Consider the following 21107-nt stretch of genomic DNA (forward strand, 5'->3'; position numbering starts at 1 on the left):
TCGCGGAAACAAGACTATGGAGCCTGTTGCGGACATCCGCCAGAAACGTCAGTGCCGTGAATCGGACAGCATCAGGTGAGCCGATAGCTCACCTGCGCAAAGGAGGGAAAATCAGGAAGCGGAGCCGCCGATGGGGGTGACGACCTTGCGCTGCATCTGAATCTCGTGAACGGTTTCGACCTGCTCCTGCGAGACCTGCACGCCGGTCAATTCGCCAATCAAACGCCAATGATCGTCGAGACCCGCGCTAATGGTGGCCATGCGGTCGATCATGCGACGACCTGCCGAGCGAGTCACTTCATCTTCACTGCGCATCAGCTCGAACGACATCGATGTCATGGAAGCCGTGAGGTGCGTGAGGGTGCGGGCGGTCAGCCCGAGCAGTTCCGTCAGTTGTTTCTCTTTTGAATCCATTCCCCACCTCTTCTGGAGGACATAAGCAGTCTTTATAACCCACGCCACTGGTTTAGGAAACGTCCGGGTTTGCGCGGCGTGAAGCGTGTCGCATAAGGTCCTGCAGCATTTTGAAACTGTTGCAGAATCGGCAGTAATTGCCAGCGTCCGACACGGCGGTGTAAAACCTTTGCCCTGTTGTCGACGAGACGATGGCTAATTGCCTTCGTTGTGTACGCAACTGTAGCACTTCGGTACATGAAAAGCGTCCTGAACTCGCCATATTCAAGCGACCGAACGTCTGACGATCTTTTTCAGACACGCCGGGCCTTGGCACGAGGCGACATTTTCTTATACCCTCGCGCCTTCCCTATTCGTCGCCCCGTGCGGCTTTCGCCGCAGGTCTCGCCCGTTTTCCCGATAAAACCCGGCTTTGAGGATCTGCGGTCTGTTGCAGACAAGGTAGTTAATGATGAACACCAGGCACTTTCTCTCGATGATGGATTACACGCCAGATGAGCTGGGCGCGTTGATCCGTCGCGGCATTGAGCTGAAGGACCTGCGAAATCGAGGCGTGCTATTTGAGCCGCTGAGAGGTCGTGTACTGGCCATGATCTTCGAGAAATCTTCGACTCGTACCCGGGTTTCCTTCGAGGCGGGCATGATTCAACTCGGCGGTCAGGCGATCTTTCTGTCTCCTCGCGACACGCAACTGGGCCGTGGCGAGCCGGTTGCCGACAGCGCACGCGTCATGTCACGCATGGTCGACGCAGTGATGATCCGCACCTTCGCTCACAGCAATCTCACCGAATTCGCTGCGCATTCACGGGTGCCCGTGATCAACGGCCTGTCCGATGATCTGCACCCGTGCCAACTGCTGGCCGACATGCAGACGTTCCTTGAACACCGCGGCTCGATCAAGGGCAAGACCGTGGCCTGGATCGGCGACGGTAACAACATGTGCAACAGCTATATAGAAGCGGCGATCCAGTTCGACTTCAATCTGCGGGTCGCCTGCCCTGAAGGTTATGAGCCGAACCCGGCCTTCCTGGCCCTGGCCGGTGACCGTGTGACCGTGACCCGTGACCCTCGCGAAGCGGTCAAGGGCGCGCATCTGATCAGCACCGACGTCTGGACCTCCATGGGCCAGGAAGACGAAACCGCCAAACGCAACGCGCTGTTCAAGCCCTTCCAGGTGACCCGCGAACTGCTCGATCTGGCCGCTGACGATGTGCTGTTCATGCATTGCCTGCCAGCGCACCGTGGTGAAGAGATCAGCGAAGACCTGCTCGATGACGAGCGCTCGGTCGCGTGGGATCAGGCCGAGAACCGACTGCACGCACAAAAGGCGCTGCTGGAGTTCCTCGTGGCACCTGCCTACACACCCGCCTGAGTGACCCCATGCTGCTGAAACTGCGCAACCTGGCCTGTGGCTATCAAGACCAACGCGTGGTGCAGAACCTCGATCTGCACCTCAATGCCGGTGACATCGGCTGCCTGCTGGGTTCGTCAGGGTGCGGCAAGACCACGACGCTGCGGGCCATTGCCGGTTTCGAGCCCGTGCATGAAGGTGAAATCGTGCTGGCGGACGAGGTCATTTCCAAAGCCGGTTTCACACTGGCACCGGAAAAGCGTCGCATCGGCATGGTGTTTCAGGACTACGCGCTGTTCCCCCACCTCACAGTCGCCGACAATATTGCCTTTGGCATCCGCAACCATCCGCGCCTGACACACGTGATCGAGGAGATGCTGGAGCTGGTCAACCTCGGCACGCTGGGCAAACGCCATCCGCACGAACTGTCCGGGGGCCAGCAGCAACGTGTCGCATTGGCCCGTGCGCTGGCCCCTGAACCCCAACTGCTGCTGCTCGACGAACCCTTCTCCAACCTCGACGGCGAGCTGCGACGGCGCTTGAGCCATGAGGTGCGCGACATCCTCAAGGCCCGTGGCACCAGCGCAATTCTGGTCACCCACGATCAGGAGGAAGCCTTCGCGGTCAGCGATCATGTCGGGGTGTTCAAGGAAGGCCGACTGGAGCAGTGGGACACGCCCTACAACCTCTATCACGAACCGGCCACGCCTTATATCGCCAGCTTCGTCGGCCAGGGGTATTTCATTCGTGGCCAATTGATCGATGCCGAATCGGTGCAGACCGAGCTGGGTGCGCTGCGCGGCAACCGCGCCTACCGCGGGGCCAGTGGTTCGCCGATGGACGTGCTGCTGCGCCCGGATGACATCGTCTACGCACCGGACAACGCCTTGAAAGCCCGGGTCACCAGCAAGACGTTCCAGGGCGCTGCCACGTTGTATCGGCTGCAATTGCCGAGCGGTACGCCACTGGAAGGCCTGTTCCCCAGCAACGTCGATTTGCGTGTAGGGGAAGACGCCGGGATTCGGGTGGCGGCTGAGCATTTGGTGTTGTTTCCAGCGGCCTGAATCCAGCGCACCTCTGTAGGTGTTCGAGTCACTCAGGAGTCACCTGGAAAAGTCTGAGTCAACCCAGCGTAAGGGTTCCGCTGGCCACCAGCGTCGTGTGCCCACCGATCTTCACCCGATCCCCTTCCAGCCGACAGAACAGCTCCCCGCCTCTGGCCGAAAGCTGATGGGCATTCAGGCTGAATTTGTTCAGGCGCCCCGACCAATAAGGGATCAGGCTGCAATGGGTTGCGCCGGTTACGGGGTCTTCGGGAATGCCGATCGCAGGTGCGAAGTAGCGAGACACGAAGTCATATCGCTCGCCGTCGCCTTTGGCCGTCACGATCACACCGGGCCAAGGTAAACGAGCGATGGCCGCCAGGTCGGGTTTGCAATCGCGCACCGCCTGCTCGGACTCCAGCACCACCAGCAACTCCGCCGAGCCCAGCACATCCACCACTTCAGTGTTGAGCGCGCGTTCGATGTCCACGGTGACGCCCACCTCACTCGGTGGCATGGCAGGGAAATCCAGCAGCAGTCGTCCGGCTTCCCGAGTCACGCTCAGCGCACCGGACTTGCTGATGAACGAGATGACGTCGGAGGTTTCCCCATACTTCTCCAGCAACACGCACGCCGTCGCCAGCGTCGCATGCCCACACAGCGGCACCTCATGGGTCGGCGTGAACCAGCGGATGTGCCAGCCCTGCGCTTCTCGTACCACGAAGGCGGTTTCGGACAGATTGTGTTCTGCCGCGATGCGCTGCATCAATTCGTCCGACAGCCAGGCATCGAGGCGATAGACCATCGCCGGATTGCCTGCGAAGGGTCGGTCGCTGAACGCGTCGACTTGATGAAATTCAAGCTGCATGGAAAGTGCCCCCAATCGTTATTGTTCGCAGCGTCCCTTCCTGGTCGCCGTAATACGTCACGGCCTCAATGACTCACTCACGGCCGATGTGCGCAAAGATTGCGCTGGTGTGCTGCGCCAGTACCGCTGCCGACAGTTCGACTTCAAGCCCGCGCCGACCGGCGCTGACAAAAATCGTCGCGAACGGCTGAGCGGACTCATCGATGAAAGTGCGCAGCCTTTTTTTCTGCCCCAGCGGACTGATGCCCCCCAGCAAATACCCCGTCGCACGCTGTGCAGCAGCAGGGTCGGCCATCTCCGTTTTTTTTACCCCTGCGGCATGGGCCAGCGCCTTGAGGTCTAACGACCCCACCACCGGCACTACGGCCACCAGCAATTCACCTTTTTCCGTGCTGGCTAACAGCGTCTTGAACACCTGAGCTGGTTGCAGGTTCAATTTTTCAGCGGCTTCAAGACCATAAGACGCAGCCTTGGGATCATGCTCATAACTGTGTACACGGTGTTCGGCGCGAACTTTTTTCAGTAGATCCAGTGCGGGGGTCATGCGAGGCTCCAGACGGCCGGGCTTTATCAAAATGGGTTGCCGTTACTTTAGGCCATCTGCTCCCCAAACGCCTTAGCCAGAAGGGCTTGGCCAGGTGAAAATCCGAGAACAGTTTCAAAGCCTCGGACATTCATTTACGACCTTTGACAAGGTTCGTTTACGTCTATATTTTTTCGAATACGAATATTCAGCGACTCATGAATCATCTGTTCGAGCGCAAAAAGCGCTTTCACACGTACACTGATGGCAGCCCTGCGGACACCCGCTTTATCACCAGGCAATCGACATGACCGACCACGACAACAAGAATTACATCATCGCCCTCGATCAAGGCACGACCAGTTCCCGCGCGATCGTCTTCGACCGGGACGCCAATGTGGTGAGCACCGCACAAAGCGAGTTCGTCCAGCATTACCCACAGCCTGGCTGGGTCGAACATGACCCGATGGAAATCTTCGCCACCCAAACGGCCTGCATGACCAAAGTGCTGGCTCAGGCCAACCTGCACCACAATCAGATCGCCGCCATCGGCATCACCAACCAGCGTGAAACCACCGTGGTCTGGGAGAAGGACAGCGGTCGTCCCATCTACAACGCGGTGGTCTGGCAATGTCGTCGCAGCACGGAAATCTGCCAGCAACTCAAGCGCGATGGGCTTGAGGGCTACATCAAGGAAACCACGGGCCTGGTCATCGACCCGTACTTTTCCGGCAGCAAACTGAAATGGATTCTGGATCACGTCGAAGGCAGCCGCGAGCGCGCTCGCCGGGGCGAGTTGCTCTTTGGCACCGTCGATAGCTGGCTGATCTGGAAATTCACCGGCGGCAAGGTTCACGTCACCGATTACACCAACGCTTCGCGCACCATGATGTTCAACATCCACACGCTGGAATGGGATCAGCGAATGCTGGACGTGTTGGACGTACCCCGGGAGATGCTGCCCGAGGTCAAATCCTCCTCTGAAGTCTACGGCCACAGCAAAAGCGGCATCGCCATCGCCGGTATCGCAGGCGACCAGCAATCGGCGTTGTTCGGGCAGATGTGCGTGGAACCGGGACAGGCCAAGAACACCTACGGTACGGGCTGCTTCCTACTGATGAATACCGGCAAGAAAGCGGTGAAATCTCATCACGGCCTGCTGACCACCATCGGCTGCGGCCCTCGGGGCGAAGTCGCCTATGCACTGGAAGGCGCAGTGTTCAACGGCGGCTCCACCGTGCAATGGCTGCGGGACGAACTGAAAATCGTCAACGACTCCATGGACACCGAATACTTCGCGACCAAAGTGAAAAACAGCAATGGCGTGTACCTGGTTCCGGCGTTCACGGGGCTGGGCGCGCCGTATTGGGACCCTTACGCGCGCGGCGCGCTGTTCGGCCTGACCCGTGGAGTGAAAGTCGATCACATCATTCGGGCTGCCCTTGAGTCGATCGCCTACCAGACCCGCGACGTGCTCGACGCCATGCAGCAAGACGCTGGCGAGCCGCTCAAAGCGCTGCGCGTGGACGGCGGCGCGGTGGCGAACAATTTCTTGATGCAGTTCCAGGCAGACATCCTGGGGACGCAGGTCGAACGTCCGAAGATGCGCGAAACCACCGCCTTGGGCGCGGCCTACCTGGCGGGTCTGGCGATTGGCTTCTGGAGCGGGCTGGACGAGTTGAAGGACAAAGCAGTGATCGAGCGCAAATTCGAGCCGCAGTGCGATGAGACTGAAAAAGAGAAGCTGTATGCGGGCTGGCGCAAAGCGGTGGACCGCACGCGGGATTGGGAACCGCACGAGGATGCTGAATAAGTTGCACAGTCCTCTGTAGCAGTCCGGCTTGCCGACGGTAGCGGTGTGTCAGGCGTTAAAGGATGTCTGTCATACCGCTGCCGCCGGCAAGCCGGACTGCTACAGAGGTGTGGCGGCGCTCAAGAGCGGTCATTTTTCCGGCTGACAGGTAATGGCTCCCTGCGGCATCATGGGCGCCCTTGCCCGAAGGAAGAAAAATGAATCTGCCCCCCCGTCAACAGCAGATCCTCGAGCTGGTCCGTGAGCGCGGCTACGTCAGCATCGAAGAAATGGCCCAATTGTTCGTCGTGACCCCGCAAACCATCCGGCGCGACATCAATCAACTGGCGGAAATGAATCTGCTGCGTCGCTATCACGGCGGCGCGGCCTATGACTCCAGCATCGAGAACACCGCGTATGCCATGCGCGCCGATCAGATGCGCGACGAGAAACAGCGCATCGCCGAGGCCATTGCAGCGCAAATCCCCGATCACGCTTCGCTGTTCATCAACATCGGCACCACCACCGAATCCATCGCCCGCGCCCTGCTCAACCACAACCACCTGAAAATCATCACCAATAACCTGCATGTGGCGTCGATCCTCAGCGGCAAGGACGACTTTGAAGTCTTGCTGGCGGGCGGCAACGTGCGCCGTGATGGCGGCGTGGTGGGTCAGGCCAGCGTCGATTTCATCACTCAGTTCAAGGTGGATTTTGCGCTGGTGGGCATCAGCGGCATCGACGAAGACGGCAGCCTGCTGGACTTCGATTATCAGGAAGTGCGGGTATCCCAAGCGATCATCGCCAACGCGCGTCAGGTGATCCTGGCGGCGGACTCCAGCAAATTCGGACGTAACGCGATGGTGCGCCTGGGGCCGATCACCCTGATCGACTGCCTGGTGACCGATCAGGCGCCCGTGCCTGCGTTGGCGCAATTGCTGGCGCAGAACAAGATTCGGTTGGAAGTCGTCTGAACAACGTATATTCCTGCGTCTGCCCGAAGGACGTAGGAGTCCAGCTTGTTGACGATCTGCCGGACACCGGCAGCAAAACCAGGCGATCTGGTTGGCTGGGGTACACCGCGACATCAGGATTTACTGCCGCTTCGCGCCAGATCGCGGGCAAGCCTCGCTAGGCCCTTCGGGCAGAATCAAAGACAAATCGCGATTAACCATTCCTCTCGGGTTTATACACCCAACCGAACATGCTCATGTTCGCTTTTGTTCCTTTCCCGTTCTCCTAATCAGTATTTTCAATCACTGCCGAGTGGTGAGGTGTTCCTTATTGCGTTACTATTTTCGAAAATGAACGCAAATGTTCGAATTCGCCAAAATCGAACATGATCGAATTTCCCACAGGAGGCCCCGATGGCCCAGTCCGCCTTGCCCACCCCGCCCCTTTCCGAGGTATACGACATAGCCGTGATCGGCGGTGGGATCAACGGTGTCGGGATCGCAGCGGACGCCTCCGGTCGTGGCCTCTCGGTATTCTTGTGTGAGAAGGACGACTTGGCCAGCCACACCTCGTCGGCCAGCAGCAAGCTGATCCACGGTGGCTTGCGCTATCTGGAGCATTACGAATTCCGTCTGGTACGCGAAGCGCTGGCCGAGCGTGAAGTGTTGTTGGAGAAGGCGCCGCACATCGTCAAACCCATGCGTTTCGTGTTGCCTCATCGCCCTCACCTGCGTCCGGCCTGGATGATCCGCGCCGGTCTGTTCCTGTACGACCATCTGGGCAAGCGCGAAAAACTGCCTGCGTCGAAAAACCTGCGCTTCGGCGCCAACAGTCCGCTGAACAGCTTGATCACCCGCGGTTTCGAATACTCTGACTGCTGGGTCGACGATGCCCGTCTGGTGGTGCTCAACGCCATGGCTGCCCGCGAAAAAGGCGCGCACATTCACACCCGGACCCTCTGCCTCGGTGCCCGTCGCAGCAATGGTCTGTGGCACCTGAATATGGAGCGCGCCGATGGCAGCCTGTTTTCGATTCGCGCCAAAGCGCTGGTGAATGCTGCGGGTCCCTGGGTCGCCAAGTTCATTCGTGAAGACTTGAAGCTTGAGTCGCAGTACGGCATCCGCCTGATTCAAGGCAGCCACCTGATCGTGCCGAAGCTGTATGAAGGCGAAAACGCGTTCATTTTGCAGAACGAAGATCAGCGTATCGTGTTCGCAATTCCCTATCTGGAGCAGTTCACCATCATCGGCACCACCGACCGCGAATACGCGGGCGATCCTGCGAAAGTGGCAATCACCGAAGGCGAGACCGATTACCTGCTGAAAATCGTCAACGAGCACTTCAAGAAGCAGCTCAGCCGCGATGACATCATCCGCACCTATTCGGGCGTGCGTCCGCTGTGCAACGACGAATCCGACAACCCGTCGGCCATTACTCGCGATTACACGCTGTCGCTGTCGGGCAGTGCTGAAGAAGCGCCGATCCTGTCGGTATTTGGCGGCAAGCTGACGACCTACCGCAAGCTGGCCGAGTCTGCGATGCAGCAACTGGCGCCATTCTTCCCGCAGATGAAACCGAGCTGGACCGCCAAGACCAGCCTGCCCGGCGGTGAAAACATGACCACTCCATCGGCGCTGGCCGCCGAGCTGCAACAGCGCTGCAACTGGCTACCCGCCGAGATGGCCAAACGTTGGGCGATCACCTACGGCTCGCGCAGTTGGCAGATCGTTGATGGTGTGCATGGGCTGGCGGATATGGGCGAGCACCTGGGGGGCGGGCTTTACAGTGCGGAGGTAGATTATCTGTGCAGGGCTGAATGGGTCACTCAGGCAGAAGACATTCTCTGGCGCCGGACCAAGCTCGGGCTTTTCACCACGGTGGAAGAACAGCAGAACGTGCAGGCGTACCTCGATAAGGTGGCTCACCATAAAAGCACCATAGCGGCTGCGTGAACCCCTGCCCCTACACTGCGCACTCCGGTGGGAGATGTTGCCTGGTCAAACACCTTCGTCGGAACGCCGCCCGCACCAAGGCGGCTCCCACAGGGATCGCGCCGAACTTGAATCTCGTTATCGACGCTGAATCTGTGGGAGCCGGCTTGCTGGCGAAAGCGTCGTGCCAGCTGACTCATCTGTCACTGAACTACCGCATTCGCCAGCAAGCCGGCTCCCACAAGTGCAGCGTCAACCTTAAAACCCCAGCACGCATCACTTCCATTCGGATTTCCGAACACCCCTCCCCTCGCCTATTCGGCATCCCGGACAGCAAAACGCTTTTCCGTGACTGAAACAGAATAAATTTCCTTTATTTTCAATGAATTAAGAGCTGCCACGTCCTTGGCATGACTCATGCTCTACACTCATCCACGATTGCTCCGATGTAGCGTGCCGCCTGATTGGGCCGCCGTTGTAGCGTTCTGAAACGATAGGGCCGACCCAACACCGGACCCATAAGAAAAACAAAGTCGAGGATTAACAGATGCGTATCGTTCCCCACATTCTGGGCGTGGCCATTGCAGCCGCCGCTTTGATCAGCACCCCAGTCTCTGCTGCAGAACTGACCGGCACCCTGAAGAAAATCAATGATTCGGGCACCATTACCCTCGGTCACCGCGACTCGTCGATTCCGTTCTCTTACATCGCAGACGCGTCGGGCAAGCCAGTCGGCTACTCCCACGACATCCAGCTGGCGATCGTTGAAGCGATCAAGAAAGACCTGAACAAGCCGGACCTGAAGGTCAACTACAACCTGGTCACGTCGCAAACCCGTATCCCGCTGGTCCAGAACGGCACCGTCGACGTTGAGTGTGGTTCGACCACCAACAACGCCGAGCGCGCACAGCAAGTCGACTTCTCGGTCGGCATCTTCGAAATCGGTACCCGCCTGCTGACCAAAGTCGGCTCTCCATACAACGACTTCGATGACCTGAAAGGTAAAAACGTCGTGACCACTGCGGGCACCACGTCCGAGCGCATCATCAAAGCGATGAACGCCGACAAGCAAATGGGCATGAACGTCATCTCTGCCAAAGACCACGGCGAGTCCTTCCAGATGCTGGAATCGGGCCGCGCTGTCGCCTTCATGATGGACGACGCCCTGCTGGCAGGCGAAATGGCCAAGGCCAAGAAGCCAACCGACTGGCACGTGACCGGCACTCCACAGTCCTATGAAATCTACGGTTGCATGGTTCGCAAGGACGACCCTGCGTTCAAGAAAGCCGTGGACGACGCCATCGTAGGTCTCTACAAGTCGGGCGAAATCAAGAAGATCTACGACAAGTGGTTCACCCAGCCAATCCCGCCAAAAGGCCTGAACCTCGAATTCCCGATGAGCCCAGAGCTGCAAAAGCTGATCGAGAACCCGAACGACAAGCCTGCTCCTGAGAAGAAGGCGTAAGTCCTTTCCTTCACACGCGACAAAAGTGAAAGCCTGACTCCCGGAGCTGCAATGCGGCTCCGGAAGCCGCTGCAAAGCGGTGTGCGTGCATAACGATCGATCAGAGGGGAGACCCTGATGAATTACAACTGGGACTGGAGCGTATTCTTCAAGTCCACTGGCGTGGGCAGCGAGACCTATCTGGACTGGTACATTTCCGGCCTGGGCTGGACCATCGGCATCTCCATCGTTGCCTGGATCATCGCCCTGGCGCTGGGTTCGGTGCTGGGTGTCATGCGTACGGTGCCCAACCGCATCGTGTCGTCAATCGCCACGGTTTACGTGGAAATCTTCCGCAATGTGCCACTGCTGGTGCAGCTGTTCATCTGGTACTTCCTGGTACCCGACCTGCTGCCCGAAAACCTGCAGGAGTGGTACAAGCAGGACCTTAACCCGACCACCTCGGCCTTCCTGAGCGTTGTCGTGTGTCTGGGTCTGTTCACCGCCGCACGGGTGTGCGAACAAGTGCGCACCGGTATCCAGGCGTTGCCGCGCGGCCAGGAATCCGCCGCCCGCGCCATGGGTTTCAAACTGCCGCAGATCTACTGGAACGTGCTGCTACCGCAGGCTTACCGGATCATCATCCCGCCGCTCACCTCCGAATTCCTCAACGTGTTCAAGAACTCGTCGGTGGCGTCGTTGATCGGCCTGATGGAGCTGTTGGCGCAAACCAAACAGACCGCCGAATTCTCCGCGAACCTGTTTGAAGCGTTCACCCTCGCCACCCTGATCTACTTCACCCTGAACATGAGCCTGATGCTGCTCATGCGTCTGGTCGAGAAGAAAGTCGCGGTGCCGGGCCTGATCTCCGTGGGAGGCAAATAATGGACTTCTCTGGAGTCATTCCGGCCATTCCAGGCCTGTGGAACGGCATGCTCATGACCCTGCAACTGATGGTCATGGGCGTGATCGGCGGTATCGTCATCGGCACGATCCTGGCGCTGATGCGTCTGTCCCACAACAAGGTGCTGTCGAACATCGCTGGCGCCTACGTCAACTACTTCCGTTCGATTCCTCTGCTGCTGGTCATCACCTGGTTCTACCTGGCGGTGCCGTTCGTGCTGCGTTGGATCACCGGGCAAGACACGCCCGTGGGCGCGTTCACCTCCTGCGTCGTGGCGTTCATGATGTTCGAGGCGGCGTACTTCTGCGAGATCGTGCGCGCCGGTGTGCAGTCGATCTCCCGTGGCCAGATGGGCGCAGCGCAGGCACTGGGCATGACCTACGGCCAGATGATGCGTTTGATCATCCTGCCCCAGGCGTTTCGCAAGATGACCCCACTGCTGTTGCAGCAGAGCATCATTTTGTTCCAGGACACCTCGTTGGTGTACACCGTCGGCCTGGTGGACTTCCTGAACTCGGCCCGTTCCAGCGGCGACATCATCGGTCGCTCCAACGAATTCCTGATCGTTGCCGGTCTTGTGTATTTCACCATCAGCTTCGTGGCCTCGCGTCTGGTCAAGCTCATGCAAAAAAGGTTAGCCGTATGATTTCCATCAAAAATATCAACAAGTGGTATGGGGACTTCCAGGTGCTGACCGACTGCAGCACCGAGGTCAAGAAAGGCGAAGTGATCGTGGTGTGCGGCCCATCGGGTTCGGGCAAATCGACCCTGATCAAGTGCGTCAACGCGCTGGAGCCGTTCCAGAAAGGCGACATCGTGGTCGATGGCACCTCGATTGCCGACCCGAAAACCAACCTGCCCAAACTGCGTTCCCGTGTGGGCATGGTGTTCCAGCATTTCGAGCTGTTCCCGCACCTGACCATCACCGAAAACCTGACCATCGCGCAGATCAAGGTCCTGGGGCGCAGCAAGGAAGAGGCCACCAAAAAAGGCCTGGCGCTGCTGGAGCGCGTCGGTTTGTCCGCACACGCTCACAAACACCCTGGCCAACTGTCTGGCGGTCAGCAGCAACGTGTGGCGATTGCCCGCGCGCTGGCGATGGACCCGATCGTCATGCTCTTCGACGAACCGACCTCCGCGCTCGACCCTGAAATGGTCAACGAAGTGCTCGACGTGATGGTGCAGCTCGCCCACGAAGGCATGACCATGATGTGCGTGACCCACGAAATGGGCTTCGCTCGCAAAGTGGCTGACCGCGTGATTTTCATGGACAAGGGTCAGATCATCGAAGACTGCGCCAAGGAAGAGTTCTTCGGCGACATCAACGCCCGTTCCGAGCGCGCCCAGCACTTCCTGAACAAGATCCTGCAGCACTGATTGATTTAAGCCTCACAAGGGCGCAAAACCCGCTGGCCGTTCGTGTCGACATCCATGACACGGGCGGCTGGTCGGTCCAGGACGACTGTGATGAAATGCGATCCACCCCTTAGTACGCCGCCATCACTGACTGTGAAACCCCGCCTGATTCGCCAACTGTTCCTGCCGCCGCTGATCATCCTGCTGATGATTGCGCTGGGTTACTTCACGTACCTGTACAGCGAAAAGAACGGCATCAAATCGCTCAGCGAGAATGGCGCGCGCCAGCTTGAACTGCACGCCCGCACTGTCGAAAGCGAAATCAACAAATACAACTACCTGCCCAGCGTGCTGGAGCTGGAGTCCAATGTTTCCGAGCTGCTCAACGACCCGTCGCCGGAGTTGAGAGCCAAGGTCAACGATTACCTTGAAGGCCTGAACCGCCGTAGCCGCAGCCGTGCGATCTACGTGCTCGACACCACGGGTCGAGTGCTGGCCACCAGCAACTGGCGCGACGCCGACAGTTATCTGGGCGAGGACCTGTCGTTTCGCGCCTACTACCAGGACGCCATTCGCGGGCTGCCGGGCCGTTTCTATGGCATCGGCAGCACCACCGGCGAGCCCGGCTACTACCTGGCTCACGGGCTGGAAGAGAAAGGCAAGATCATCGGCGTGGCCGTCATCAAAGTGCGCCTGGAAGCCCTGGAGGAGCGCTGGCAACGGGCGCGGCTGGAGGCTTTCGTCAGCGATGAAAACGGCATCATCATCCTGTCCAGCGACCCGGCGCGGCGGCTCAAATCGGTTCGTCCGCTGACGCCGCAGATCAAGGAGCGTCTGGCCCGCAGCCTGCAATATTACTGGTGGCCGCTCAATGAACTGGTGCCGCTGGAGCGCGAGTTGATCGCTGACGGCGTGGAGAAACTAACGTTCCCCGCCAACAGCAGCGTCGATCACGAGCACACCGTCGTGAGCTATCTGGCGCAGACCCGCGACCTGGCCGACACCCCGTGGCACTTGACCTTGCTCACGCCACTGGAGGACTTGCGCCGCGAAGCCGCCAATCAGGGGATGCTGGTCGCGGTGGCGTGTGCGCTGGTGGCCTTTTTGCTGATTGCCTGGAACGAGCGGCGCAAGGTGATCGCCACCCGCCTGGCCGCTCGCGAAGCGCTGGAGCAAGCCAACAACGAACTGGAGCGCCGGATTACCGAACGCACTGCCGACTTGCGCGCCAGCAACGAACGTCTCAAGGGGCAGATTCGCGAGCGACGTCAGGCCGAAGAGACGTTGCGCCAGGCACAGGATGAACTGGTGCAGGCGGGTAAACTGGCGGCCATCGGGCAGATGTCCACCAGCATCGCCCATGAACTGAATCAGCCGTTGGCGGCGCTGCGCACGTTGTCCGGCAATACCGTGCGCTTCCTTGAGCGCGGCGCGCTGGATACAGCGAGCGCCAACCTGCGCACGATCAACGATCTGGTCGACCGCATGGGCCGTATCACCGCCAGCCTGCGCGCGTTTGCCCGACGTGGCGAAGACAAGGGCCAGGCGTCGCTGAGCAAGGCCGTCGACGCCGCATTGCAACTGCTCGCCGGGCGTCTGGAAAACAGCGCGCTGGATCTCAATCAGCATTTCGATGAAGTGGAGCTGGCGATTGACCAGACCCGACTGGAGCAGATTCTGGTCAACCTGATCGGCAACGCGCTGGACGCCATGCAAGCCCAGCCACTGCCAGTGCTCTGGTTGCAGGGTGATCTGTTCGAAGGACGCTATCGTCTGCGCGTACGCGACAACGGCCACGGCATCGACCCCGAGGCGCGCAAGCATTTGTTCGAACCGTTTTTCACCACCAAGCCGGGTGAGCAGGGGCTGGGGTTGGGCCTGACGCTGTCTGCAAGCCTTGCAGCGGCAGCGGGTGGCAGCCTCAACGCCGAAGACCCGGCCGAGGGCGGCACGATGTTTGTGTTGATTTTGCCGCTGGTGGATCGCGGAGCGACACAGGTATGAGCCGTGTTTCAAAAATCCCCGTCGCCCCAAACATTTTCGCGAATGAATTCGCTCCCACAGGGGAACGCGTTTTATCTGTGGGAGCGAATTCATTCGCGATGAAGGCAACGCTGACGAACTGGATGTGCACATGAACACTGAACTGACCGTCCTCATCGTCGAAGATGACCCCCATGTCCTGCTCGGCTGCCAGCAGGCGCTGGCGCTGGAGGACATTCACAGCCAGGGCGTGGGCAGTGCCGAGGAAGCGCTGGCGGTGGTCGGCGATAACTTCGCCGGGATCGTCATCAGCGATATCCGCCTGCCAGGCATCGACGGGCTGGAACTGCTCAAGCGCCTGAAGGAGCGTGATCGCACGCTGCCGGTGGTGTTGATTACCGGCCACGGCGATGTGTCGATGGCCGTGGGCGCCATGCGCGACGGTGCCTATGACTTCATGGAAAAGCCCTTTTCCCCCGAGCGCCTGGTGGACGTCGCCCGGCGTGCGCTGGAGCAACGCGGGCTGGCGCGAGAGGTCTGGTCGCTGCGCAGGCAACTGGCCGAGCGTGACTCACTGGAAGGCAAGATCATTGGCCGTTCAGCCGCCATGCAGAACCTGCGGGCGCTGATCGCCAACGTCGCCGACACCTCGGCCAACGTGCTCATCGAAGGCGAAACCGGGACCGGCAAGGAACTGGTCGCCCGCTGTCTTCACGACTTCAGCCGTCGCCAGACCCATCAATTCGTGGCGCTGAACTGCGGCGGCCTGCCGGAAAATCTGTTCGAGAGCGAAATCTTCGGCCACGAAGCCAACGCCTTCACCGGCGCGGGCAAGCGGCGCATCGGCAAAATCGAGCACGCTCACAACGGCACGCTGTTTCTCGACGAAGTGGAAAGCATGCCGATCCCCCTGCAAATCAAGCTGCTGCGGGTCTTGCAGGAGCGCACGCTGGAGCGGCTGGGTTCGAACCAGAGCGTGGCAGTGGATTGTCGGGTCATTGCGGCGACCAAATCGGATCTGGCCGATCTGAGCAAAGCCAACCAGTTCCGCAGCGACCTGTATTACCGGCTCAACGTCGTGACCCTGGAACTGCCGCCCTTGCGCGAACGCCGTGAGGACATCCTGCAACTGTTCGAGCATTTCCTGCAGTTGTCCTCGCTTCGTTTTGACCGTGAGCCGCCGCAACTGGACCCGCAGACGATGTCGGCGCTGATGAGCCACGACTGGCCGGGCAACGTGCGTGAGCTGCGTAATGTGGCCGAACGGTATGCGTTGGGGTTGCCTGCGTTCAAGAAGTCAGGCTTGTCGACGCAAGCGCAGAGCCTTGGGTTCTCGGAGGCGGTGGAAGCCTTCGAACGAAATTTGCTCAGCGAGGCCTTGCAGCGTAGCGGCGGGAATCTGAGCCAGGCCAGCCAGGAATTGGGCATGGCCAAGACCACGTTGTTCGACAAGGTGAAGAAGTACGGGTTGGGGTGATCACCCTGTAGGAGCGTGCTTGCCCGCGATGAACGATGACACGGACTGCCGGACAGACCTCATCATCGTTCATCGCGGGCAAGAGCGCTCCTACAGGTATTACGCATGGCGCAGATGCTTGTGTTGTTCGTTCAGCCCCCGTTCAAACCCTTGGCCCACCCTTTGCAATCCCCCTGAAAGGCCCGCCCGGCTGGTGTTCATGCCTGTGAACCCGGTGTCTTGGGCGGCATTTGATGGGTGACGGCAACCTTGAACATTCTTGACCTCGATCACAGCCTCACGCAGCAGGCGCCAATCAAAGACCGTCTGCATGACGGTCGTGCTACCCGGCTGGATTTGCTTGCGCTCGGCCCACAACTGCGGCTTTGGTCCACCGAAGCCAACTATCGCCGGTTTGCCGATCACCTCAGCTATCGCGCCAGGCCGCTGGGCAATCGTCCGGAAATCTTCTTCGTAGGCTCCGGCGACTACCATCATCTGACCCCTGCCCTGCTCACTGATCTGCCTGAGCCGGTCACCCTGATTCACTTCGACAACCACCCGGACTGGGTGCACTTCGCTCCCAAACGCCACTGCGGCTCGTGGGTCAATCGGGCACTGAAGCTGCCCCATGTGAAGCGCATCATCACCCTTGGCCCGTGCAGCGACGACCTGCAAAGCCCGCAACTCAAGGGTGGCAATCTCAGCGCCTTGAAACGTGGCGACTTACAGCTGTTCCCCTGGCGTCATCCGCCGTCGAAAGTCTGGGGCAGGATCGGCGACGGCCCTGGCCATCAGCAGCTCGATGGCCATCTGCACTGGCACAACCTGGCCGAAGTCGACTGGCCCATCTTCCTTGAACAGCTGATCGCCAGCCTGCCCACCACAGCTGTGTGGATCACCGTCGACAAAGACGTACTGGCCAGCGAAGACGCCGCCACCAACTGGGATCAGGGCGGCATGCGCCTGACTCACCTGCTCAATGCCATCCGCGCTTTGGGCACTCACACCCGCGTGCTGGGCATTGATGTGTGCGGTGAATTCGCGCCCCCTGCATTCAGCAATCCGCTGAAACGCTGGGAGGCGAAGTCCGATCAGCCACCGGCCGAACGCTGGAGCGAGGCGGACATTGCGCGTAATGCCGAGACCAACGCAGCGCTGATCACGCTGTTCGAGGAGCTGTTTCCATGACCCCGACTGTCGTGCTGCTCACCGCGCTTTCGATCCTGCTGGATGTCATCGGCCAACTGGCGTTCAAGCTCGGGCTGGACCGTTTGCCCGAGCAGGAAGGTGGCTTTCGCCTGCGCAGTTTCTGGGTGCAGATTGCCGGAGCGCCGATGCTCTGGTTCGGCGTCGGCGCCTACACCCTCGAATTCATCACCTGGTTGCTGGTGCTGTCGCTGGCGCCGCTGAGTCTGGTGTTTCCGGCGGCGAGCCTGAGTTACGTAGGTGTGGTGCTGGGCGGGCGTCTGGTGCTCGGCGAGCGGGTCAGCCGTCGTCGCTGGCTTGGCACGCTCGTCATCACGGCAGGCGTCATGCTGGTCTGCGCCACGGGTGCATGAGGTGTTTATGACACAGATTCAATCCGTTTCTGGACCGACCTCACCGGTCATGTTGGCTGATAGGTCGCAATTGAGTGTTGAAGTCAGCCACAGCATTCATCGCGTCAGCCGCACGGACTGGGCACATTTGGAGAGCGATCCGCTGGAAGGTTACGACTATTACACCGCCGTCGAGGATGCCGGGCTTCCGGGCATCGAGCCGCGCTATTTCATGATTCGCGACGGGCAGCGGTTGATTGCCGTGGCCCCGGCGTATCGGCATCGCGTGCCGCTGCATCAGGTGCTCGATGGCGTGCTGGCGAAGCTGTTGGGGCATCTGTCGGTGTCGATATTGGCGGTCGGCTCACCCGTGACTGAAACGTGCTCGATCGCCTGTGCCCCGGACTGGCTGGCCCGTAGCTCAGAGATCATGCAGGTATTGGTCGAGGCGTTACGTCGGCAATCAAAGCTTGAGCGCACCTGGCTGTACCTGTTCAAAGACGTCGCTGAAGAACGCGTGACCTTGCGCAACGCACTGGAACAACTCGGTTTTGCTCGTATTGCAGGCATGCCGCGCACCCTGTTACCACTGCCATATGCCGATCTTGAGGGCTATTTCGCAAGCCTCAGCCGAACCACGCGCAAGGGGCTCAAGCGCAAGCTCAGTGCGCCTTCGGAGCTGCGCATTGAGGCGCGGCAGCATCAGGTCGACGATGTGATCGAACGCATGCTGGCGTTGTATGCGGATACCGTTGCACGCAGTGGTGAAGAGATCGAGCCGCTGACTGCTGACTACTTTCGTGCCGTGCTGGCGAAACTCGGTGAGCGCGCCACCTGCTACCTGTTCTGGTCGGGTGAGCGACTGATCGGCTTCAACCTGTTGCTGGACGATGGTACGCGGCAGATCGATAAAGTCTTCGCCTCCGACGGCACCGCCGCCCGCGAGCACAACCTGTATCACCGAACCTGGCTGGCCCATGTCGAGCGCTGCATCGAGCAGGGTATCCCAGCGTTTGAAGCGAGCCAGGCGGCGTACAGCGAGAAGTTGCGGCTGGGTTGTCGTTTGTTGGGCAATGACCACTACCTTCAACACCGCAGCCGCTGGATGACCCGATTACTGGGCTGGGTAGCGCGTGAGGCAGGGCTGGATCGATCGGACGTTATCGCAGAGGACAATCATGGGTGAACAGGCATTGAATGAAAAACCGGCCTGGCGCTGGTTGGAGAGCCGCGCCGCGAGCGTCGGGTTATGGGCGCTATTGATCGGTTTCGAAAGCGCGGCGCAACTGGCGCTGAAGGTCGGTGGCGACGCCTTGACGAGCCTGCCGTTCGGGCTGGATTGGTTGCTGGCATCGCTGACCAACCTTGCGGTGCTGGGTGCGGTGGGCTGCTACGTTGGCTCGTTTCTGAGCTGGATGCTGATCCTGCGCCGCAGCAGCCTTTCGCTGGCGTTTCCGTTGAGTTCGCTGGTGTTCGTGGTGGTGTTGCTGGGGTCGTGGTTGTGGCTGGGTGAGCACATTAGCCCGCTGCATTGGCTGGGGGTGTGGGTGATCATTGGCGGAATTGCGTTGTTGGCGGAGGGAGAAGCCTGAAGCGACTCAGGCTTTTGATTCTGGGCGTTAATCGTGCTTTGTGTGATCCACCAAAAAACCCAACCCATGGGACACGGGTATTTCCTTCACCCCCATCATCCGTTGCTGGTCCTTGATCTCCTTGTGAAACGCCTTGACTTTGGTCCAGTGCATTTTCGGCCGGTAATGGTGTTCGGCGTGGTAGCCGTTGTTCATCCAGATCACGTTGTACAGCCTGCTGTATGAACTCACGCCCCAGGCAATCGGCAAATCCGGGTTACCGCCCAGATGCTCGTAGTAGCCGTTCAACGACGACAGCGATTGCCCCAAATACCAGAACGGCAGCAGCCACAACACCGCATGCCAGTCGTAAATCGCCAGGGCGATGTACGCGGCGACGGTCACGTAGATTTCCACCTTGGCCCAGCGCGCATCGTCCGGGTGTTTACGCTTCATTTCCTCGTAATAGCTCTTGGGTTCGTCGCGAAACGCGCTCAGGAACACATAGCGCCACAGGGCCTCAGGCTCTCCGTTGTGGCCGTAGCGATAGATCGACAACGGATCGACGGTTTCGCCCTTTTCGTTGGGCCGGTCGGAGTTGCCGCGATGGTGGCGGTTGTGGATATCACGGTACATGGTTTGCGAGAAACCGATGGTCACCGATAGCAGCAGATCGAACGCCCGGTTCATGCCCTTGTGGGTGAAGTACGGGTTGTGGATCTGGTTATGGGAAATGCTGTTGATGCTCCACGACAGGCTGACGGCATACACCAACGCCAGTGGCACGATGGCCCACCAGGACAAGCTGTGAAAGGCCACGACCAGCCACAGCACAAACGCAAAATGCGCCAGCGCCATAGCAATCGGGACCAGGTCCCAGAGTGAGTACGCGAGCCAGCGGTAAACAGGACGAGCCATGAAGAACTTCCTCGAAAACGATGAGTTCTTCGGGTCATTGCAAGGGCCAGACCAACCCCAGCGCTACTTGAAGTGATACGCCACCGCAACGTCCAGCTCGCCCTGATTCAGCCGACCTTGCTGGCGGACGATGCTGCTATCAGCCGCCGATCCCACCAGATGAATCCAGCTGGCGCTGGTGATCAGCGACCAGTTCGGCGCCAGCGGGAAGGCCACGCTCTGAGTGAGGGTCAGGTTCTGAAACCCGCCGCTGGCGTTATAGGGCCGAATGCCCGAGGCCAGTGATTCCGGGCCACTGACACCGAAAAAGGTCTGCGCCTGTTCGGCGTTGGCGTAATGCGCAGCCAGGGTCGTGCCGCCGAAAACACCGCGTCCCAACGGATAATCCAGCTCACCGCCCACCCGTCCCAGCACCCCGCCTTGCCCGCTGCTGCAGCCGAACGTACGACCGACTTCAGCGAACACACGCCACGCATCCGAAGGGCTGTACTCGACGAAACCGCCGACTTCGCCCATGTCGGAGACGTCCTTCAAACCATGCAGCGCCCCGTTTGCCGTACGTCCTTCGACGTAGTTGACGAACGGCCCGACGCTCCAGCCGTTAGCCTTCACCGCGTCCCAGGACAACCCCTCATCGGAGCTGAGATTGACCCGACCCCAGGACAGGTCCAGGTAGGGAATGGGCCGGGTTTCATAGCGCGTGCCGGTGGGGTCGTGAGGCTGATACGCGACGCCTGTGCCGACATCACCGGTCAGCGAATCGGCATGGCATAGCGGGCTGAAATACGCAGCGCAGAGCAGGCCCACGACACACAGGTTGCGCTTGAAAGAGGAAGGCAGGCAGGTCATCGCAAAAGCCTCGGGACGGCGAACATGCGCGCATCAATCCCCAAAGCCTGCGCCCCGTGCAAGCACTGATGTTGTTTGTAGCGAGCTACAAAAATTGTAGCTTCACGCGCCTCCTGACCCGCCCCTCCACCTTCAAAGCCCCAGTGAGCCGGGCTCTCAGTCCCTTGGCACAGTCCCTGCTCTTGCCCTCTCACGAGCAATACGGCGAC

Annotated in this window: 20 protein-coding genes; 15 read left to right on the forward strand and 5 right to left on the reverse strand. The window is 59.8% G+C overall.

The annotated features are described in order from the left end of the window. Nucleotides 1-111: 111 nt before the first annotated feature. Nucleotides 112-414 carry a hypothetical protein gene (locus tag ACI5GA_RS10185; RefSeq protein WP_062387999.1) on the reverse strand — a complete coding sequence of 101 codons (303 nt, stop codon included), beginning with the start codon at nucleotides 412-414 and terminating at the stop codon, nucleotides 112-114. A 451-nt stretch (nucleotides 415-865) separates the two neighbouring features. On the opposite strand from ACI5GA_RS10185, the gene argF reads away from it, so the two are divergent. Both argF and ACI5GA_RS10195 read left to right on the forward strand, forming a co-directional pair. After that, the gene (gene argF / locus ACI5GA_RS10190; RefSeq protein ID WP_404636143.1) at nucleotides 866-1786 is read left to right on the forward strand and encodes an ornithine carbamoyltransferase; all 921 of its coding nucleotides are present in this window, start codon (nucleotides 866-868) and stop codon (nucleotides 1784-1786) included. After that, nucleotides 1783-2829, forward strand: coding sequence for an ABC transporter ATP-binding protein (locus ACI5GA_RS10195; protein ID WP_421425465.1), 1047 nt, complete (start codon nucleotides 1783-1785; stop codon nucleotides 2827-2829). Before argF ends, ACI5GA_RS10195 begins: the two co-directional genes overlap by 4 nt. 58 nt (nucleotides 2830-2887) lie before the next feature. Here ACI5GA_RS10195 and ACI5GA_RS10200 read toward each other — a convergent pair whose 3' ends face one another. Continuing rightward, entirely contained in the window at nucleotides 2888-3676 is a 789-nt protein-coding gene (locus tag ACI5GA_RS10200; protein ID WP_404636141.1) for a PhzF family phenazine biosynthesis protein, read from the reverse strand. A 73-nt stretch (nucleotides 3677-3749) separates the two neighbouring features. Beyond that, a complete protein-coding gene (ybaK, locus tag ACI5GA_RS10205) occupies nucleotides 3750-4220 on the reverse strand; it encodes a Cys-tRNA(Pro) deacylase (protein WP_421422703.1) in 471 nt (156 codons plus the stop codon). 286 nt (nucleotides 4221-4506) lie between these two features. Here ybaK and glpK point away from each other — a divergent pair, with 286 nt between their 5' ends. The 13 genes from glpK to ACI5GA_RS10270 all read left to right on the forward strand — a co-directional run bounded on the left by glpK (nucleotide 4507) and on the right by ACI5GA_RS10270 (nucleotide 19152). Continuing rightward, complete coding sequence (gene glpK / locus ACI5GA_RS10210) at nucleotides 4507-6012, forward strand: glycerol kinase GlpK (RefSeq protein ID WP_421422704.1); 1506 nt, start codon at nucleotides 4507-4509, stop codon at nucleotides 6010-6012. A gap of 197 nt (nucleotides 6013-6209) precedes the next feature. Continuing rightward, complete coding sequence (locus tag ACI5GA_RS10215; protein ID WP_421422705.1) at nucleotides 6210-6965, forward strand: DeoR/GlpR family transcriptional regulator; 756 nt, start codon at nucleotides 6210-6212, stop codon at nucleotides 6963-6965. Nucleotides 6966-7358: 393 nt separating this feature from the next. Next, the gene (glpD, locus tag ACI5GA_RS10220) at nucleotides 7359-8897 is read left to right on the forward strand and encodes a glycerol-3-phosphate dehydrogenase (RefSeq protein ID WP_421422706.1); all 1539 of its coding nucleotides are present in this window, start codon (nucleotides 7359-7361) and stop codon (nucleotides 8895-8897) included. 526 nt (nucleotides 8898-9423) lie between these two features. Further along, nucleotides 9424-10341 (forward strand): glutamate/aspartate ABC transporter substrate-binding protein, encoded by a 918-nt coding sequence (locus tag ACI5GA_RS10225; protein WP_404636132.1) that lies wholly within the window; start codon nucleotides 9424-9426, stop codon nucleotides 10339-10341. A 117-nt stretch (nucleotides 10342-10458) separates the two neighbouring features. Further along, nucleotides 10459-11205, forward strand: coding sequence for an amino acid ABC transporter permease (locus ACI5GA_RS10230; RefSeq protein ID WP_404636130.1), 747 nt, complete (start codon nucleotides 10459-10461; stop codon nucleotides 11203-11205). Beyond that, nucleotides 11202-11870 carry an amino acid ABC transporter permease gene (locus ACI5GA_RS10235; RefSeq protein ID WP_404636265.1) on the forward strand — a complete coding sequence of 223 codons (669 nt, stop codon included), beginning with the start codon at nucleotides 11202-11204 and terminating at the stop codon, nucleotides 11868-11870. The genes ACI5GA_RS10230 and ACI5GA_RS10235 overlap by 4 nt, the downstream gene beginning before the upstream one ends. Then, a complete protein-coding gene (locus tag ACI5GA_RS10240; RefSeq protein ID WP_404636128.1) occupies nucleotides 11867-12601 on the forward strand; it encodes an amino acid ABC transporter ATP-binding protein in 735 nt (244 codons plus the stop codon). The genes ACI5GA_RS10235 and ACI5GA_RS10240 overlap by 4 nt, the downstream gene beginning before the upstream one ends. 90 nt (nucleotides 12602-12691) lie before the next feature. After that, on the forward strand, nucleotides 12692-14584 hold the full coding sequence (locus ACI5GA_RS10245; RefSeq protein WP_421422708.1) for a sensor histidine kinase: 1893 nt from the start codon (nucleotides 12692-12694) through the stop codon (nucleotides 14582-14584). A 130-nt stretch (nucleotides 14585-14714) separates the two neighbouring features. After that, entirely contained in the window at nucleotides 14715-16040 is a 1326-nt protein-coding gene (locus tag ACI5GA_RS10250; protein WP_404636126.1) for a sigma-54-dependent transcriptional regulator, read from the forward strand. A 249-nt stretch (nucleotides 16041-16289) separates the two neighbouring features. Beyond that, nucleotides 16290-17210, forward strand: a complete 921-nt coding sequence (locus ACI5GA_RS10255; RefSeq protein ID WP_421422709.1) for an arginase — start codon at nucleotides 16290-16292, stop codon at nucleotides 17208-17210. After that, nucleotides 17207-17581, forward strand: a complete 375-nt coding sequence (locus tag ACI5GA_RS10260; RefSeq protein WP_404636124.1) for a transporter — start codon at nucleotides 17207-17209, stop codon at nucleotides 17579-17581. The genes ACI5GA_RS10255 and ACI5GA_RS10260 overlap by 4 nt, the downstream gene beginning before the upstream one ends. A 7-nt stretch (nucleotides 17582-17588) precedes the next feature. Further along, the gene (locus ACI5GA_RS10265; protein ID WP_421422710.1) at nucleotides 17589-18746 is read left to right on the forward strand and encodes a GNAT family N-acetyltransferase; all 1158 of its coding nucleotides are present in this window, start codon (nucleotides 17589-17591) and stop codon (nucleotides 18744-18746) included. Continuing rightward, nucleotides 18739-19152 (forward strand): EamA family transporter, encoded by a 414-nt coding sequence (locus tag ACI5GA_RS10270; protein WP_404636122.1) that lies wholly within the window; start codon nucleotides 18739-18741, stop codon nucleotides 19150-19152. The genes ACI5GA_RS10265 and ACI5GA_RS10270 overlap by 8 nt, the downstream gene beginning before the upstream one ends. Before the next feature lie 27 nt (nucleotides 19153-19179). Here ACI5GA_RS10270 and ACI5GA_RS10275 read toward each other — a convergent pair whose 3' ends face one another. Together ACI5GA_RS10275 and ACI5GA_RS10280 are read right to left on the reverse strand one after the other, a co-directional pair. Continuing rightward, nucleotides 19180-20049, reverse strand: coding sequence for a fatty acid desaturase family protein (locus tag ACI5GA_RS10275; protein ID WP_421422711.1), 870 nt, complete (start codon nucleotides 20047-20049; stop codon nucleotides 19180-19182). 63 nt (nucleotides 20050-20112) lie between these two features. Then, nucleotides 20113-20898, reverse strand: a complete 786-nt coding sequence (locus ACI5GA_RS10280) for a MipA/OmpV family protein (protein ID WP_421422712.1) — start codon at nucleotides 20896-20898, stop codon at nucleotides 20113-20115. Between the last annotated feature and the right edge of the window lie 209 nt (nucleotides 20899-21107).

Source organism: Pseudomonas sp. Pseu.R1 (assembly GCF_045764065.1).
Taxonomy (GTDB): Bacteria; Pseudomonadota; Gammaproteobacteria; order Pseudomonadales; family Pseudomonadaceae; genus Aquipseudomonas.

Excerpts from the sequence above, each read along its gene's own strand:
- glpD (WP_421422706.1), top strand. The coding sequence starts at position 7,359 with ATGGCCCAGTCCGCCTTGCCCACCCCGCCCCTTTCCGAGGTATACGAC.
- ACI5GA_RS10240 (WP_404636128.1), top strand. The coding sequence starts at position 11,867 with ATGATTTCCATCAAAAATATCAACAAGTGGTATGGGGACTTCCAGGTG.
- ACI5GA_RS10280 (WP_421422712.1), bottom strand. The coding sequence starts at position 20,898 with ATGACCTGCCTGCCTTCCTCTTTCAAGCGCAACCTGTGTGTCGTGGGC.
- ACI5GA_RS10275 (WP_421422711.1), bottom strand. The coding sequence starts at position 20,049 with ATGGCTCGTCCTGTTTACCGCTGGCTCGCGTACTCACTCTGGGACCTG.
- ACI5GA_RS10270 (WP_404636122.1), top strand. The coding sequence starts at position 18,739 with ATGGGTGAACAGGCATTGAATGAAAAACCGGCCTGGCGCTGGTTGGAG.
- ACI5GA_RS10250 (WP_404636126.1), top strand. The coding sequence starts at position 14,715 with ATGAACACTGAACTGACCGTCCTCATCGTCGAAGATGACCCCCATGTC.
- ACI5GA_RS10265 (WP_421422710.1), top strand. The coding sequence starts at position 17,589 with ATGACACAGATTCAATCCGTTTCTGGACCGACCTCACCGGTCATGTTG.
- ACI5GA_RS10245 (WP_421422708.1), top strand. The coding sequence starts at position 12,692 with ATGAAATGCGATCCACCCCTTAGTACGCCGCCATCACTGACTGTGAAA.
- ybaK (WP_421422703.1), bottom strand. The coding sequence starts at position 4,220 with ATGACCCCCGCACTGGATCTACTGAAAAAAGTTCGCGCCGAACACCGT.
- ACI5GA_RS10215 (WP_421422705.1), top strand. The coding sequence starts at position 6,210 with ATGAATCTGCCCCCCCGTCAACAGCAGATCCTCGAGCTGGTCCGTGAG.
- ACI5GA_RS10200 (WP_404636141.1), bottom strand. The coding sequence starts at position 3,676 with ATGCAGCTTGAATTTCATCAAGTCGACGCGTTCAGCGACCGACCCTTC.
- ACI5GA_RS10230 (WP_404636130.1), top strand. The coding sequence starts at position 10,459 with ATGAATTACAACTGGGACTGGAGCGTATTCTTCAAGTCCACTGGCGTG.
- glpK (WP_421422704.1), top strand. The coding sequence starts at position 4,507 with ATGACCGACCACGACAACAAGAATTACATCATCGCCCTCGATCAAGGC.
- ACI5GA_RS10260 (WP_404636124.1), top strand. The coding sequence starts at position 17,207 with ATGACCCCGACTGTCGTGCTGCTCACCGCGCTTTCGATCCTGCTGGAT.
- ACI5GA_RS10225 (WP_404636132.1), top strand. The coding sequence starts at position 9,424 with ATGCGTATCGTTCCCCACATTCTGGGCGTGGCCATTGCAGCCGCCGCT.
- argF (WP_404636143.1), top strand. The coding sequence starts at position 866 with ATGAACACCAGGCACTTTCTCTCGATGATGGATTACACGCCAGATGAG.
- ACI5GA_RS10185 (WP_062387999.1), bottom strand. The coding sequence starts at position 414 with ATGGATTCAAAAGAGAAACAACTGACGGAACTGCTCGGGCTGACCGCC.